20 protein-coding genes are annotated in these 14,623 nt (G+C 71.0%); 7 read left to right on the top strand and 13 right to left on the bottom strand.

Translation table 11 applies throughout. From position 1 onward, the window contains the following. Positions 1-3: 3 nt before the first annotated feature. Genes sctT through HAV22_RS19980 form a run of 8 tightly spaced genes read right to left on the bottom strand, consistent with a single transcriptional unit; the run spans position 4 to position 5,586 of the window. The gene (gene sctT / locus HAV22_RS20015) at positions 4-831 is read right to left on the bottom strand and encodes a type III secretion system export apparatus subunit SctT (RefSeq protein WP_166861523.1); all 828 of its coding nucleotides are present in this window, start codon (positions 829-831) and stop codon (positions 4-6) included. Further along, positions 828-1,334 (bottom strand): hypothetical protein, encoded by a 507-nt coding sequence (locus HAV22_RS20010; protein ID WP_166861522.1) that lies wholly within the window; start codon positions 1,332-1,334, stop codon positions 828-830. The genes sctT and HAV22_RS20010 overlap by 4 nt, the downstream gene beginning before the upstream one ends. Continuing rightward, positions 1,331-2,662 (bottom strand): type III secretion system ATPase SctN, encoded by a 1,332-nt coding sequence (sctN, locus tag HAV22_RS20005; RefSeq protein ID WP_166861521.1) that lies wholly within the window; start codon positions 2,660-2,662, stop codon positions 1,331-1,333. The genes HAV22_RS20010 and sctN overlap by 4 nt, the downstream gene beginning before the upstream one ends. Then, complete coding sequence (sctL, locus tag HAV22_RS20000) at positions 2,659-3,330, bottom strand: type III secretion system stator protein SctL (RefSeq protein ID WP_166861520.1); 672 nt, start codon at positions 3,328-3,330, stop codon at positions 2,659-2,661. Before sctL ends, sctN begins: the two co-directional genes overlap by 4 nt. Next, positions 3,315-3,968, bottom strand: coding sequence for a type III secretion protein HrpB4 (locus HAV22_RS19995; RefSeq protein WP_166861519.1), 654 nt, complete (start codon positions 3,966-3,968; stop codon positions 3,315-3,317). The genes sctL and HAV22_RS19995 overlap by 16 nt, the downstream gene beginning before the upstream one ends. After that, complete coding sequence (gene sctJ / locus HAV22_RS19990; protein ID WP_208296284.1) at positions 3,968-4,729, bottom strand: type III secretion system inner membrane ring lipoprotein SctJ; 762 nt, start codon at positions 4,727-4,729, stop codon at positions 3,968-3,970. The genes HAV22_RS19995 and sctJ overlap by 1 nt, the downstream gene beginning before the upstream one ends. After that, on the bottom strand, positions 4,726-5,112 hold the full coding sequence (locus HAV22_RS19985; RefSeq protein WP_166861518.1) for a hypothetical protein: 387 nt from the start codon (positions 5,110-5,112) through the stop codon (positions 4,726-4,728). The genes sctJ and HAV22_RS19985 overlap by 4 nt, the downstream gene beginning before the upstream one ends. Before the next feature lie 9 nt (positions 5,113-5,121). Beyond that, positions 5,122-5,586, bottom strand: coding sequence for an HrpB1 family type III secretion system apparatus protein (locus HAV22_RS19980; RefSeq protein WP_166861517.1), 465 nt, complete (start codon positions 5,584-5,586; stop codon positions 5,122-5,124). Positions 5,587-5,806: 220 nt separating this feature from the next. Here HAV22_RS19980 and sctU point away from each other — a divergent pair, with 220 nt between their 5' ends. From sctU to HAV22_RS19945, 7 genes are read left to right on the top strand one after another with little or no spacing between them, the layout of a single operon-like run. After that, a complete protein-coding gene (gene sctU / locus HAV22_RS19975; RefSeq protein WP_166861516.1) occupies positions 5,807-6,907 on the top strand; it encodes a type III secretion system export apparatus subunit SctU in 1,101 nt (366 codons plus the stop codon). After that, positions 6,904-8,835, top strand: coding sequence for an FHIPEP family type III secretion protein (locus tag HAV22_RS19970; protein ID WP_166861515.1), 1,932 nt, complete (start codon positions 6,904-6,906; stop codon positions 8,833-8,835). Before sctU ends, HAV22_RS19970 begins: the two co-directional genes overlap by 4 nt. 5 nt (positions 8,836-8,840) lie before the next feature. Continuing rightward, complete coding sequence (gene sctP / locus HAV22_RS19965; protein ID WP_166861514.1) at positions 8,841-9,404, top strand: type III secretion system protein SctP; 564 nt, start codon at positions 8,841-8,843, stop codon at positions 9,402-9,404. A gap of 26 nt (positions 9,405-9,430) precedes the next feature. Further along, positions 9,431-10,480 carry a type III secretion system cytoplasmic ring protein SctQ gene (gene sctQ, locus HAV22_RS19960; protein ID WP_166861513.1) on the top strand — a complete coding sequence of 350 codons (1,050 nt, stop codon included), beginning with the start codon at positions 9,431-9,433 and terminating at the stop codon, positions 10,478-10,480. Continuing rightward, positions 10,464-11,111, top strand: a complete 648-nt coding sequence (gene sctR / locus HAV22_RS19955; RefSeq protein ID WP_166861512.1) for a type III secretion system export apparatus subunit SctR — start codon at positions 10,464-10,466, stop codon at positions 11,109-11,111. Before sctQ ends, sctR begins: the two co-directional genes overlap by 17 nt. A 4-nt stretch (positions 11,112-11,115) precedes the next feature. Then, on the top strand, positions 11,116-11,376 hold the full coding sequence (gene sctS, locus HAV22_RS19950; protein ID WP_166861511.1) for a type III secretion system export apparatus subunit SctS: 261 nt from the start codon (positions 11,116-11,118) through the stop codon (positions 11,374-11,376). After that, a complete protein-coding gene (locus tag HAV22_RS19945) occupies positions 11,373-12,206 on the top strand; it encodes a hypothetical protein (RefSeq protein ID WP_166861510.1) in 834 nt (277 codons plus the stop codon). The genes sctS and HAV22_RS19945 overlap by 4 nt, the downstream gene beginning before the upstream one ends. Here HAV22_RS19945 and HAV22_RS19940 read toward each other — a convergent pair. The 5 genes from HAV22_RS19940 to HAV22_RS19920 all read right to left on the bottom strand — a co-directional run bounded on the left by HAV22_RS19940 (position 12,203) and on the right by HAV22_RS19920 (position 14,540). Then, positions 12,203-12,658: a CesT family type III secretion system chaperone gene (locus tag HAV22_RS19940; RefSeq protein WP_166861509.1), complete on the bottom strand. Its 456-nt coding sequence runs from the start codon at positions 12,656-12,658 to the stop codon at positions 12,203-12,205. The two genes, HAV22_RS19945 and HAV22_RS19940, sit on opposite strands and share 4 nt — an antisense overlap. A 102-nt stretch (positions 12,659-12,760) precedes the next feature. Continuing rightward, complete coding sequence (locus HAV22_RS19935) at positions 12,761-12,973, bottom strand: hypothetical protein (protein ID WP_166861508.1); 213 nt, start codon at positions 12,971-12,973, stop codon at positions 12,761-12,763. A 107-nt stretch (positions 12,974-13,080) separates the two neighbouring features. Continuing rightward, on the bottom strand, positions 13,081-13,293 hold the full coding sequence (locus HAV22_RS19930) for a hypothetical protein (protein ID WP_166861507.1): 213 nt from the start codon (positions 13,291-13,293) through the stop codon (positions 13,081-13,083). An 81-nt stretch (positions 13,294-13,374) separates the two neighbouring features. Further along, on the bottom strand, positions 13,375-13,617 hold the full coding sequence (locus HAV22_RS19925) for a hypothetical protein (protein ID WP_166861506.1): 243 nt from the start codon (positions 13,615-13,617) through the stop codon (positions 13,375-13,377). Between the two features lie 14 nt (positions 13,618-13,631). Next, complete coding sequence (locus HAV22_RS19920) at positions 13,632-14,540, bottom strand: hypothetical protein (RefSeq protein WP_166861505.1); 909 nt, start codon at positions 14,538-14,540, stop codon at positions 13,632-13,634. Positions 14,541-14,623: the final 83 nt, after the last annotated feature.

The raw sequence follows: 14,623 nt of genomic DNA, 5'->3' as shown, positions 1-14,623 counted from the left end.
CTTTCATCGGTTGGGCGCCGCGCCCAGCACGCCATGCCGGACGAAGCGCTCGAAATGCTCGAAGGTGAACGAGGTCTTCGCCTGTTCGGCGAAGGTGCCGGTCAACAGGACCAGCATCAGCAGGGCGACGGCGCCGCGCACGGGCTGGCTCAACGTGGTCGGCTCGAGCTTGTCGGCCGCCTTGGCCACGAGCCCGAACCCCAGGTCGATCAGCACCAGCACGAGCATCACGGGCGCCGCCAGCTTGACGGTCGCCGCCGCGATGCCGTCGACCTGGCTGATCAGGAAACTGTCGGCCAGCGCGTCCAGCGACGGCAACGTGGCCGTCAGCGGCCACCAGCGGAACGACGCGAAGATCGCCCCCAGCAGGAACAGCATGCCGCCGGAGACGTAGAACAGCACGATCGCGAACTGGATCAGCACGTTCGACACCGGCGTGGCCTGCTCGCCGCGCAGCGGATTGCTGGTCTGGACGTTGTTGAAGCCCGCCATATTGTCGATCACCACCCCCACGCTTTGCGCTATCCAGAACACCGGCGACGCCACATAGCCGATCACCATGCCGATGAACATCTCCTTCCCCACCAGGATCAGCGCGGTCACGCCGTCCAGCCGCGCCAGCGTGTCGGCCGGCTGGCCGGCCGCGATGAACCAGCCGATCAGGTACACCACGCCGTTGCGCGCGCCGCCCGGCAGTACCTGGTCCGACGTCGCCGGCAGCACGACGAATACCACCAGCAGCCGGATGCTGCACAGCGCCAGAAGGGTCACCACCGCGTACAGGCTTTCATGCGCCTGCCACAGCGTGGCGAGGTTGTCGAAGCCGCTCATGCCGCCTCCGCCCTGCCGGCGCCGCGCCGTGCCAGCGCCGCCTCGGCCGCTTCCTCGTCGTGCGCATCCTGCTGCGCCGCGTCGGCCATCCTGGCCTCGTCGGCCAGGCGCCGGGCCAGGTCGTCGCGCCGGGCCGTGGCCGCGGCGATTTCCTGTCGAGTTTGCCGAATGTCGTGCTGTTTGTCCAAGACATTTTGCTGCGCCGCACCCAGCGCGGCAGCGGCTGCCGCCTGCCGGGCGGCGAGCTGGCCGCGCCACGCGTCGTACTCGAGGTAGCGCTGCGGCGACACGCCGGCCGCGCCGGCCAGCAGCGCGTCGAGCCGCGCGGCGTGGTCGGCCAGCGCGGCGTCGGCCGCGACGACGTCGGCGGCGCGCTGCTCGGCGGTCGCCTCGGCCTCGGCCAGCGCCGCGCGCCGCGTGGCCAGCGTGCGCTCCAGGCGGCCGATGGCGCGCGTCGCGGCCCCGTGCAAGACGTGCCAGGGCGACCGGCGGCCCCCGCTCATGACGCGAGCGCGGCCAGCTGCCGCAACGTGTCGCCGGGGTCCGCGCATTCGTCCGTCGCCTGGTTGAGGAAGGCGGCGATGGCGCCCTGGCGGGCGATGGCGTCGTCCGCTTCGGGATCGGCGCCGGCCTGATATTCGCCGATCTGCAGCAGCGTCTCGACGGCGTCGTACTTCGCCATCAGGGCGCGCACGCGACCCGCGTGGGCGCGGTGCTCGGCATCGACGACCTGGCTCATCACGCGGCTCAGGCTCCCGAGCACGTCGATCGCCGGATACTGGTTGCGAGCGGCGATGCGGCGCGACAGCACGAGGTGGCCGTCGAGGATGCCGCGCACTTCCTCGCTGATCGGGTCGCTGCCGCTGTCGTCCTCGGCCAGCACCGTGTACAGCGCCGTGATCGAGCCACGGTCTCCCATCCCGGCCCGCTCCAGCAGGCGCGGGAGTTCCGCGAATACCGAGGGAGGAAAACCGCGCCGGGCAGGCGGTTCGCCCGCCGCCAGGCCGATCTCGCGCTGGGCGCGCGCGAAGCGGGTCAGCGAATCCATCATCAACAGCACGCGCTGGCCGCGGTCGCGGAACCATTCGGCGATGGCGGTGCCGACGAAGGCGGCCTTGGCGCGCTCGATCGACGAGCGGTCCGACGTGGCGCACACGACGACGCTGCGCGCCATGCCGGCCGGCCCCAGCACCAGCTCCATGAATTCGCGCACCTCGCGGCCCCGTTCGCCGATGAGGACGATCACGTTGACGTCGCTCGCGGTGCCGCGCGCCAGCATGCCCAGCAACGTGCTCTTGCCCACGCCGGCGGGCGCGAACACGCCCATGCGCTGGCCCTCGCCCAGCGTGGTGAGACCGTCGATCAGGCGCACGCCCGTCGGCAGCGCCGTCTCGATCAGCCGCCGCGTCATCGGATTCGGCGCCGGCGCCTGGATGCTGACGTGCTCCGCGCAGTGCAGCGGGCCGGCGCCGTCGATCGGTCGGCCGAAGCCGTCCAGCACGCGCCCGCGCAGCGCGTCCCCGACGCCCACCGCCAGCGGCTGGCCGTGGCCCGTCACGCGGGTCGCGCGGCACAGTCCTTCGACGCTGCCGAACGGCGCCAGCACGGCCAGGTGGCGCGTGAAGCCGACCACCTCGGCCTGCTGCAGCAGGCTGCCGTCGGCCTGGCGCAGATCGCACAATTCGCCCAGCTGCACGGCGAGGCCGCCCACGCGCAGCAACGTGCCCGTCACCTCGACGACCTTGCCGACACGTGCCGCGGCGGGCTGCGCGGCGACGGACGCTTCCATGGCGTCGGCCAGCGCGTGCAATGCGTGCGAGCGGTCGTTCATGGTGCCGTCTCCAGCGCGCGGTCGAGCGACTGGCGCAGCGCGGCCAGCTGGGCCGGCAGGCCCGCGTCGAGCACGCCGTCGTCCCATTCGCACACGCAGCTGCCGGGTGCAAGCGCCGCATCCTCGACGATGGCCGGGCGCACGGCCCAGGCGGTGCCGGCGAAGACCTGGTGCACGTGCGCCGCGTCGTCCGGGTGGATGGTCACCGTCAGGAACGATGCCTGTTCCAGTTCGGCGCCGACGAGGTCCGCGGCGCGCCGGAACAGGCTCTCGCGCGGCGCGTCCGTCAACAGCTTGCGCGCGGCCGCGAACACGATGGCCGCCAGGCGCTCGCGCATCGCCTGCAACGCGGCCCGGCCGTCGCGTGCGCCCGCCTGCATGCGCGCGTGCGCGTCCGCGAGGCCCTGGCGGTGGCCGGCCGCGTAGCCGAGCCGCGTGCTGCCCGCCGTGCGCCGCTCGGCGTCCGCCTCGATCGCCGCGGCGCGCGCCTCCGCCGCCGCCACGATGGCGGCCGCCCGCTGCCCGGCCTCGGCCAGCAGCGCGGCGCCGCGCTCGTCGAGCGCCTGCGCTGCGGCGTCCAGCGCCAGCAGCTGCGCGACGTCTTCGCGCCGCACGACGTCGCCGCCGACGCCGAGCAGGCCCGTGTCGCCTCTCAGCCAAATAACCATGCCAGCTCCGGATACAGGGTGGGAAGGAGCGCCGTCAGCGCGGCGCTGTCGCCGGTCGGTCCGTCGGCCGGGCCGCCCGCATGTGCGACGGCGCCGGCCGGCAGCACTACCTGCACGAGGCGGCGCAGCGTGGGGTCACCCCACGCGCCGTCGCGCTCGAAACCGGCGTAGCCGTCGACGGCCCAGTCCAGCAGGGTGGCGTGGCGCGGCCAATGATCCGCAGCCGGCGCGGCGTCGGCGCCGGCGGCGCGCAGGCCCGCCAGCGCCGGTGCGCCGACGAAGCCGCGCAACCCGGCCAGCAGCGCACCGTCGACACAGCGTGCCAGCGCGGCCCGGTGCGCGTACAGCGCGCGCGCCGCCAGCACGACGAGCAGCGCGGGCTTGTCCAGCGTCGCCAGCCGGTGCGTCGGCGGCGTGAAGGCGGCCGGCGCCACGGGCCCCAGCCGCAACCGGCTGCGCAGCAGTGCGCTGCGCCACAGCGGTGCCAGGTCGGGCGACGGCGGCACGAAGCCCTCCTCGCGCGCGAGTTCGTCGAGCCAGCTCGGGTCGATGTCGTCGGCCAGGCGCCGCAGGCGCGACTGGTAGGCCTGCAGCAGCAGCGACAGTTCGAGCACGGGCAAGAGTGGTGTCGCGTCCATCACGCCACGCCCTCGCGCCGCGTCACGCGTCCGCGCAGGCGCGCCAGCACTGCGGCCGGCAAGGCGCCGCGGCGCAGCCGCCACGCGGCCAGCGCCAGCACGAGCAGGCCGAGCGCAGCCGCGCCGCCCCACAGCAAGCCCCGCGGCAGCCGCGTCACCCGCGGCGGCAACGGCGCGGCTGCGGCGCCCTGCACCAGCACGACGCTGACGTTGTCGTAGCTCAGGCCCTCGACGCTGTGCACGACCAGGTTCTTGATGCCGGGGACGAGCGACGCGACATCGGTATTCGGCCGGTACTTGATGAACACGGACGCACTGGGCGGCTTGACGACGCTCGACAGCGGATCGTTGTTCGGCAGCGCGATCTCGACGTGCGCGAGCGCCACGCCGTCGATGTCGTTCAGCGTGCGCGCGAGCTGCTGCGAGACGCCGAAGATGAAGCGCACGCGCTCCTCCGTCGGCGTGGAGATCAGGCCGTCTTTCTTGAACATCTCGCCCAGGTTCGTGTACTTCGCATGCGGGAGGCCATGCGCGTGCAGCGCTTCCATGGCGCGCGCGAAGTCGTCGTCGGCGACGCTGACGAGCCAGCTCTTGCCGTCGTCGGGCGAACTCTTGGTCGCCGCGATGCCGGCTTCCAGCAGCACGGTCACCATGTCGTTGGCGTCGCTCTCGGACAGCTGCGCGTACAGCTGCTTGCTGCAGCCGGCCAGCGCGGCGGCGAGGCAGAGCAGCACAAGGAGGGATCGGAGGGTGGTCATCATTGGTTCTTCATCAGCGTCTGGATCGCCGTCTTGCCGGATTCGGCCAGCGTGTTCACGACGTTCAGCTTGAACGACAGCACCGCCATGTCGGTCTGCATGTGCATGACGGCGGCGGCGGCTTCCGGCATGCTCGTCATGTCGCCGATCGAGAACGACTGGATGGTCTCCAGCGTGGCCCTGGCGGCATTGTCCTCGGCGCCGACGATGCGGCTCAGCTGCGACGGGCCGTGCGTGCGCGCCTGGCCGGCCGGACCCTGGCCGACCTGCTGCATCAATGCGGCGAAGCGGTCGACGAGCGCGGACGGCGCGGACGGTGCGGCCGCGGCCGGCGCGACGGGTGCCGCCGGAGCGACGGGCGACACGGGGGGAACGGGTGCGATCATGTCGACTCCTCAGGCACGCAGGTAATAGGCGGGGGCCAGGTCGGCGGCGACGGGCGCCGGCACGGCCGCGGGCTCGGGCCCGGCGTCCGGCGCCTTGCCGAACAACAGGTTGACGAGGGCCACCGCTTCCGGATCGTCGTTCCGGGTCAGCACCTCGTTGGCGCTGATGCGCCAGGCGTCGTCCCCGGACGCGTACAGGCACATGGCCTGCAGCGCGGTGCAGATCGGCAGGTTCTGCATGTCGGCGCTGCTGCCGTGCAGGTTGCGCAGCACTTGCGTGGCCTCGATGTAGCGCTTGCGCTTCATGAGCAGCCACACGTCGAACGTATCGAGTTCGCGGAAGCGCGGCCGCAGCACCCGCAGCGCCGCCAGCAGCGCGTCCGACTCGGCCAGCTTGCCGTGCTTGATCCCCGCCATCAATACCTCGATCAGGCCGGTGACGACGACCCTGTCGCAGTTGCTGTAATCGTTCATGAGCTTTCCTCGCATTGGTTGCATCCGCAAGATGTCTTGCGCCGGAGGACACAGTAGCCGCCGGTGCGGACGGGGCCCGCCGCCGAAGCGAAGCGTCCGCGCACGAAACGAAACGACCCTCCCCGCTTCGGCCCATGCGCCCGCCCTTCGTTCGGCGCCGCGGCCGCGCTGAGCAAACGGCCGACAATCCGGGCGTGACTTTCACGAACCCGGCGACGCCATGTCAGACGAAAAAACCGAACAACCCAGTGACAAGAAGTTGGAGGACGCCCGGCGCGACGGCAAGGTCGTCAAGAGCACCGACCTCACGGCGGCCGCCGTGCTGCTGGCCACCGGCGGCCTGATGCTGCTGGCCGGCCCCGCGCTCGGCGACGGCCTGCGCGCGCTGCTGGCGTCCGCGCTCGACCCGGTCGCCGTCGGCCGGCCCGACGCCGACCTGCTGCTGTACGCGCGCCGCATCGGCCTGCAAGGCCTGCTCCTGCTGGCGCCGTTCCTGCTGGTGGGCGTGCTGGCGGCCGTCGTGGGCACGCTCGCGCAGACGGGGATCAACCTGTCGTTCAAGCCCGTCGAGCCGAAATTCGACGCCGTCAATCCGGGGGCCGGGCTGACCCGCATCTTTTCCATGCGGTCGATGGTCGACCTGGGCAAGATGACGGTCAAGGCCGTGCTGATCTTCCTCGTGATGTGGAAGACACTCACCTTGCTGGCGCCGCTGCTCGTCGGCGCCGCGTATCAGCCGGCGCTCGACGCCGCGCAGCTGGCCTGGCGCGTGCTGGCCCGCTTCCTCCTCGTCGGCGGCGTGCTGTTCCTGCTGCTGGGCGCGGCCGACTACGGCATCCAGCACTGGCTGTTCATCCGCGACCAGCGCATGAGCAAGGACGAGGTCAAGCGCGAACACAAGGAGTCCGACGGCGACCCGCACCTGAAGGGACAGCGCAAGATGCTCGCCAAGGAAATCGCCCTCGGCCCGCCGCCGCCGGACCGCGACCGGCTGCGCCGCGCCCAGGCCGTGATCGTCAACCCGACCCACTACGCGGTGGCGCTGTGCTACGAGCCCGGCGGCCTCGGGCTGCCGCAGGTGGTGGCCAAGGGGCTCGACGAGCAGGCACTGGAAATCCGCCGCATGGCCCAGGAACTGGCGATCCCGATCGTCGGCAACCCGCCGCTGGCGCGCGCGCTGTACACGGTGCCTCTGGACGGCGCCATTCCCGAACCGCTGTTCGACACCGTCGCCGCCATCCTGCGCTGGGTGCGCGACATCGGCACGCCGCACGCCGGCGACGTGCCGCCGACTTCTTCCCACCTCGTGGACCCGCTATGAAACTGCCCGGAAAAATGGAATTCGGTGGCGAGATCGCCATCGCCGCCCTCGTCGTGGCCGTGATCGCGCTGATGATCCTGCCACTGCCGACGTTCGCCATCGACAGCCTGCTCGCGCTCAACATCGCCGTCTCCGTGACCCTGTTGATGATGACGATGTACATCCCCAACGCGGTCGCGTTCTCGTCGTTCCCGTCGCTGCTGTTGTTCACGACGATGTTCCGGCTGTCGCTGAACATCGCATCCACGAAGTCGATCCTGCTGCACGCGGACGCCGGCCACATCATCGAGAGCTTCGGCGAACTGGTCGTCGGCGGCAACCTCGTCGTCGGACTCGTGGTCTTCCTCATCATCGCCACCGTGCAGTTCATCGTCATCGCCAAGGGGTCGGAGCGCGTGGCCGAAGTCGGCGCCCGCTTCACGCTCGACGCGATGCCCGGCAAGCAGATGAGCATCGACGCCGACCTCCGCGCCGGCAACCTCACCGCCGACACCGCGCGCCGCAAGCGCGCCATGCTCGCGATGGAGAGCCAGCTGCACGGCGGCATGGACGGCGCGATGAAGTTCGTCAAGGGCGACGCCATCGCGGGCCTGATCATCACGATGGTCAACATCCTGGCCGGCATCGTCGTCGGCATCACGTACCACAACATGAGCGCGGGCGAGGCGGCCGGGCGCTTCGCCGTGCTGTCGATCGGCGACGCGATGGTGTCACAGATCCCGTCGCTGCTGATCTCGGTGGCGGCCGGCATCATGATCACGCGCGTGGCCGACGAGCACCGCGAGGGCGAGCAATCGCTGGGCGCCGAGATCGCCCGCCAGCTCAGCGGCAACGCCCGTGCATTGTTCAGCGCCGCCGCCCTGCTCGCGGCCTTCGCGTTCGTGCCCGGCTTCCCGTCGACCATGTTCCTGCTGCTGGCGGCCCTCGTGGGCGCGGCCGGCGCCGTGCTGCGCAAGAAGGAGCGCGCGGCCGCGTCGCCGGACGCGCAACTGCCGGCACTGAAGCGCCTCGGCGGCGTCGACGACAAGCAGGCCGCCCCCACGATCGCCGCCTGCGCGCCGCCGTTTTCGCCGCCGATCGCGCTGCGCCTGTCCGCGCCGCTGGCCGCGCTGCTGGACCCGGCCGCGCTGGACGCCGCGTTCGAGCGGGCGCGCCAGGGCCTCGTCGAGGAACTGGGCCTGCCGTTCCCCGGCGCCGCCGTCTGGACGAGCGCCGCGCTGGACGGCCTCGCCTACGAACTGGCGCTGCAGGACGTGCCGATGGGCGAGCAGCGGCTGGAAGCAGGCGCCGGCGCGCCGGAAGCGGCCCTCGTCGACGCGACGGTGACGGCGCTGCGCGCGCACGCCCAGTTGTTCGTCGGCCTTCAGGAGACCCAGTGGCTGCTGGACCGCGTGGCCGCCGACTATCCGGGGCTCGTGGACGAAGTCAAGAAGGCGCTGCCGGTGCCGCGCATCGCCGACGTATTGCGCCGCCTGCTCGAAGAACGCATCCCGATCCGCAACATGCGCGCCATCCTGGAAAGCCTCGTCGCTTGGGGGCCGCGCGAAAAGGACATGCTGACGCTGTGCGAATACGTGCGCGGCGACCTGGGACGCTTCATCGCCCACCGCGCCACGGGCGGCCAGCGCAAGCTGCCCGCGATCCTGCTGGACAGCGGCGTCGAGCAGCTGATCCGCCAGGCGATCAAGACGACGCCGGCCGGGAATTACCTCACGCTGCCGCCGGACCAGGTGCAGGCCATCATCGCCCGCATCCAGCAGATCGCCGGCCCCACGCCCGTGCCGCTGCTGGCGGTGGTGACGTCGATGGACATCCGGCGCTACGTGCGGCGCATGATCGAGCAGCCGCTCGCCTGGCTGGACGTGTATTCGTTCCAGGAGCTGGGCGGTAACGTCGACCTGCAACCGCTCGGCAAGCTCGCGCTGTAGCCGCCATGACGATCAAGCCGACGCTCGTGCAGGCCGTGCGCCTGCTGCCTCGTTCCGACACCGCGCCCGCCGGCCGTGCGCGCGCGCTGCGCGGCCGCTTCCAGGACCGGCTCGCGCCCATCGCCGACGAATCCGGCCCCGCGCTGCCGGACGACGACGCGGCACCGGACGCCGACGCGCACGCGCCGCAACCGGTCACGGCGACGAGGCCCGACGCCGCGCCTCCCATCGCCGCCGAACCGGCCCTGTCGCGGCGCGTCGTCCACGCGTGCATGCGCGACGAACATGACGGCCTGCGCATCGCGCGGCTGGCTGCCGTCATCGGCGAATTCGTCAACGCACCTGCGATCCTCGACAGCGGCTGCTGGGAATTGCAGATCGCGCTGGACCCCGCGCTGCTGCCCGCCACCCGGTTGCGCCTGCATCTTTCGTCCTGTCGCTTGTCGCTTCGTTTCGAGAGCGCCGACCGCGACGCCCGTTGCGTAATCTTGGACAACAGCCGGGAATTGCAGCGCCGCCTGCACGCGCTGCTGCCGCCGCACATCGACGTCGACATCGCCTGCTGGTGACGCCGGCGCCGCACCGAGACCACATCATGCCCCGAGACAGCAAAAACATCGCCCCGCTGCATCCCCGCCTGCCCCTGCTTACGCCTTCGCTCGCGCGCCTGACGCGCGTGCTGTTCACGCCGACCGCAGCCGCCCTCGCCGCCCCGGCGGAATGGCGCATCGTGCCGCTGGCGCAGGGCAGCGCCCCCGCGCCCGCGCAACCGGCCTGCCTGCATTTGCACAGCGCGCATGGCGGCCTGCGCTGCGTGATCGACCTGGACGCGCACCCCGCCCTCGAAAGCGCCGCGCTGGCGGCCGCCGGCCACTGGCGCGCGGCGCTGGCCGACGCGCTGCTGCGCCCATGCTGGACCATCCTCACGCAACTGGGCCTGCCCGCGCTGTCGGTCGCGGCGCTGCTGACGGACGCCGACGCGACCGCGCACCACGGGGGCATCGCACTGCAACTGCGCGCCGACGGCGATGCGGCGGCACCCGCCCTGTTCATTACCGACATCGATGCCGGCCTGCTGGACGCGCTGGAAGCGGCGCTGCCGCCGCCGGCCGGATTGCCCGACTGGCTGGACGCGCTGCCGCTGGGAGGCAGCGCCGTGCTGGCCGGACGCCGTGCCACGACGGCCTTGCTCGCGTCGCTGCGTGCCGGCGACGTGCTGCTGGGCTGGCGCGGCGGCATGGCCGGCAGCGCGCAGCTCGACCGCGTCACCTTGCGCTGGGGCGCGGCGCGGGGCCGGCACGTCGGCGCCGTCGCCGCCATCGCCGGGCGCGCCGTCACGCTGGCCACCTCTCCCACACTTTGCCTGGAGTCCCATCCCATGGATCACACGGAACATCCCGTCACCGACGTCGCCGCGCTGGAGCTGCCCGTCACGCTGGAAATCGTCACGCTCGCCATGCCGCTGCAGCAGATCGGCGCCCTGCTGCCGGGCCAGGTGCTGGAACTGCCGCTGGCGCTGGCCGACACGCGCGTGCGCCTCGTCGCCTGCGGCCAGACGCTGGGCCACGGCAAGCTAGTGGTCGTCGGCGAACAACTCGGATTCCAGGTCACGACCATGGTGCACCAAGATGAGCCAGACGCCTGATTTCGCCTCGCTGATCCTCGGCGTCTTCGCCCTCGCACTGCTGCCGTTCGCCGCCATGGTGGTGACGTCGTACACGAAGATCGTCGTCGTCCTTGGCCTGCTGCGCAACGCGATCGGTGTCCAGCAGGTGCCGCCCACGACGGTCCTCAACGGCATCGCCATCATCGTCTCGTGCTACGTGATGGCGCCGGTGGGCATGGAGGCGATGAAGCAGGCGCAGACGCATGGGGCGGAAGGCGGCGGCAACGCCGTCGTGCAGCTGCTCGACGGCGCGCGCGACCCGTTCCGCCAATTCCTCGTCAAGCACACGAACGAGCGCGAGAAAGCGTTCTTCCTGCGCTCGGCGGCGCAGGTCTGGCCCGCCGACAAGGTCGCCCAACTCAAGCCGAACGACCTCGTCGTGCTGGCGCCCGCGTTCGTGCTGACGGAACTGACGGCCGCCTTCAAGATCGGCTTCCTGCTGTACCTCGTCTTCGTCGTCATCGACCTGGTCATCGCCAACGTCCTGATGGCGCTGGGACTGTCGCAGGTCACACCCAGCAACGTCGCCATTCCGTTCAAGCTGCTGCTGTTCGTCGTGATGGACGGCTGGTCGACGCTGATCCACGGCCTCGTCCTGACTTACAGGTGACACGATGGACTTCGACAACATCGGACGCTTGACGTCCTCCGCAATGATGCTGTGCCTGCTCATCTCGCTGCCGGCCGTGCTGGTGGCGGCCCTCGTCGGCCTGCTCGTCTCGTTCGTGCAGGCGGTGACGTCGCTGCAGGATTCCAGTATTTCGCACAGCGTCAAGCTGGTGGCGGTATCCGTCGCCATCATGCTCGCGGCGCCCTGGGGCGCCTCCGCGATCCTGCAATTCGCGCGCAGCGTGATGCAGGCCATCTTTTCATGAAGGTCGACGGCGCAGGGCCCGGCGCGCTGCAGCTGCTGCAGGCACAGGCCGACATCGAAGCCGCCAACCGGCCCGTGCCCGGCCTGGCGGCGGCGCAGCGTAACCTGTCCGGCCGCCGCACGGGCCTTGGCCACGCGGCCGCGGCTCAGGACGCCGCGCCGCCGGACCTGGTGTATGCGCCGCTGCACCACACACGCCTCGCCGCCCTGCAGAACCAGCTGCGTTCCAGGAAAAAGCGCGGCGCGGCCGGTTCGGAAGCCAACGACAGCGCCAGCGAGTTCGAAGAACTGTTGCTGCTGCTCGAAGCGAAGGCGCAGTCGCAGACGACGGCGCTGCCGCAGATCCGCGTGGGCGCCCGGCGGCGCGGCGACCAGCCGGACCAGCATGCGGGCGAACGTCCGCCATCGCCATGGCCGCGCGCCGGCGAAGACCACACGCCGCCCACCCTGCGCGAGCGGCAGCAACAGGCCGTAGACCGGCTGGTGCGCGACCACGTAAGCGCGGGCTGCACGGTCGACGGCGCCATGCGCGCGCTGCATGCGCTGCAACGCGATCCCGAGCACGCCGTGCCGCTGGCGACGGCCGTGCTGCACGTCACGCGCGAATTCCTCGCCCAGCCCGCCGCGACCGGGGCCGCCAGGCTGGCGGACGTCAAGAGCCGCCTGCTCGCGCTGCTGCCCCCGCCCACCTCCCACGCGGCGCCCGCGCTGCGCCAGCTGCACCTGCTGCTGCCCGTCCTGTTGCTCAATGCCCAGCGGCCGCGCACGTCGCGCCAGCGCGCGCTGGCGCTCGCGAAGATCGACGTCCTGCTGCGCTGCGCCCGCCGCTAGACCTTCATCCACAAGTACGAGCCGTCGGCGATCTGCTCGAACATCTCGTCGTCCGTCTGGAAGATATTGTCGCGCCAGTAGCGGCCGTGTTCCGCGTAATGCGCGAGCAGCCCGGCGAGCCCGTCTCCATCGAGCCCGTCGTGGAACTCGACCCGCACGACCATCACGATGCAGCCCGTGTCCGCGTCCATGCCCAGCTGGGCCTGGTCCTGCGCGTAGATCAGCAGGTTCGCCTCGAGCAGCAGGCGGAAGACCTTGAGCGTGCGGCCGCTCGTGACGATGCCGTAGTTGACGTTCAGGTAGAGCGCGTCGGGGTCGGTCTCGACGTGGTCGACCAGCACCTCGAAGCCCTCGACGTCGAGGATGCGCTCGTCCAGCACCGTGTCGACGTCCGGGATGCCCATGACGGCGCACAGTTGCTGGACGACGGCGGTATAGCGTTCTGCGCTCACGATAAGTCCGATCCGGTGAAAGACATAAAAAAACCGGCTTGCGCCGGTTCTCCGATACTGCGGGAAACGCCGCCGCACCAGGGCGCGGCGGCGTGGCCGGCATTACTGCGACAGCGCTTTCACGCCCTTGCCCAGTTCTTCGATGACGGCGTTCTTCGCCTGGTTCAGCGCGATTTCGTTCTGGATCTGCGCGATCTTGTCCTGTGCGGCCATCGTGATGCGGGCTGCCGCTTCGGCTGCGGCGATGTCTGCGCCGGCTGCGCCGTAGGCGCCTGCGGTGGAAGCGCCGCTCGATGCTTTGCTGGTTTTCGACATGGTGTAACTCCTTTACGTTGAGGGACTGCGAAAATGGGGGTGCCGGATCGGCGGGGCCCCGCGGACGGCGCCGGCGCGATGCCGGCCCCGGCGCGGTCGGCGTTCGATTACTGCGACAGCGCTTTCACGCCCTTGCCCAGTTCTTCGATGACCGCGTTCTTCGCCTGGTTCAGCGCGATTTCGTTCTGGATCTGCGCGATCTTGTCCTGTGCGGCCATCGTGATACGAGCTGCTGCCTCGGATGCGGCGATGTCTGCGCCGGCTGCGCCGTAGGCGCCTGCGGTGGAAGCGCCGCTCGATGCTTTGCTGGTTTTCGACATGGTATGACTCCTTCAAAAAATGATGATCAAATACGCGTGGTTGGACAACGGGTACTGCGAACTACAACGTACTGCTGGGGGTTAAACGTGTTGCTGCCGCATGGCCTGGCATATCTGCGCGGCGGCCAGCAGGCCGGCGTGCAGCGTCTGCTTTTCCTTGCGCAGCGCGGGGTCGGCCTCGGCCGCCCAGCCGTCGAAGGCGGCTGCGCTGTGCTCCAGCGCGACGACGACGGCGCGGCAGCGCGGATCGTTCGGGTTGGATTCGACCAGGGCCTGGAAACGATCCATGTCGGCCACGATCGGGGCGGTCAGTGCGTCAAACATCGGATCTCCTCGTATCAGTCGTGGGCGGCCATTGACGCGCCCGGAAAATGCTTGCTGCCGTCGAGCGACTGCACGTAGCGCAGGCCGCCGGCATCGAGCGCGGAATCGCTGTCGGCCACGCTCCAGCCGGGACGCACCTCGGTGACGTCGGCATCGAGCCGGCCGACGGCCGGGCCGAGGTCTGCGGCCAGCTGCGCCAGCCTGCGCTGGACGGTGGCGCCGTCGCGGGTGGTGCCGGTGACGATGAAGCGGCCGTTGCCCGCGTAGCCCGCCTTCAGGGTCGGCTCGTGCAGCGATTCGCCGATACTGGCCAGCACGTCGTTGACGACGGCCAGGTGGGCGACCGCGTGGTCGGGCGCGGCGCGGCGCAGCAGGTCGCGCACGGCATCGGCGTCGGCGCCGGTGGCAACGACGCCCTGCACGACCGTCATGCCGTCACGCTGGCTGACGTGCAATCCGCCCTGTCCGATCCCGGCCAGCAGCGCCGGAATGTCGGAGCGCATGCCGTCGCGCGCCGCCGCCGGGGACGCCGGCTGCATCGCGAGCAGCGCGGTGCTGAGCAGCGTGGCCGGCACCGCGACGGCGCCCAGCGCCAGCCAGCGGCGCGGGGGCCGCCGGCGCGTCGGCAGCACCGCCGCCGGTTCGGCCGCAGGCGCGGCCGCCGGCGCGGTCGCGGGGTCGCCGATGGACAGCGCGATGGCGTCGAAATGGAGCGTCTCGTGCTCGACGACGTCGATCGTGGCGTCGCCATCGTGCAGGCGGATGCGGCCGTCGGCGTCGATGGTCACGTCGATCGTGGCGTGCGCCCAGTCGCTGACGTGGACGGCGGCCGCGTCGTCGCAGCCGATGCGCCAGGTGCCGGGCGCCAGCTGCAGCGACGCGCCGCGATGGCGTCCGCTCAGAATACGAATGTGCTTGTTCATGGTTCCACTCCTGGCTCGGTGCCGAAGCAAAGTGCGTCGGTCCATGAGTCGTACTGTATCGGCCGGGGACCCGCGGCCCGCGC

Origin of the sequence: Telluria antibiotica (assembly GCF_011682055.1) — a bacterium.
Taxonomy (GTDB): Bacteria; Pseudomonadota; Gammaproteobacteria; order Burkholderiales; family Burkholderiaceae_D; genus Telluria; species Telluria antibiotica.
Note: the sequence above shows the minus strand (reverse complement) of the source record. Positions and strands in the feature narration are given on the sequence as shown.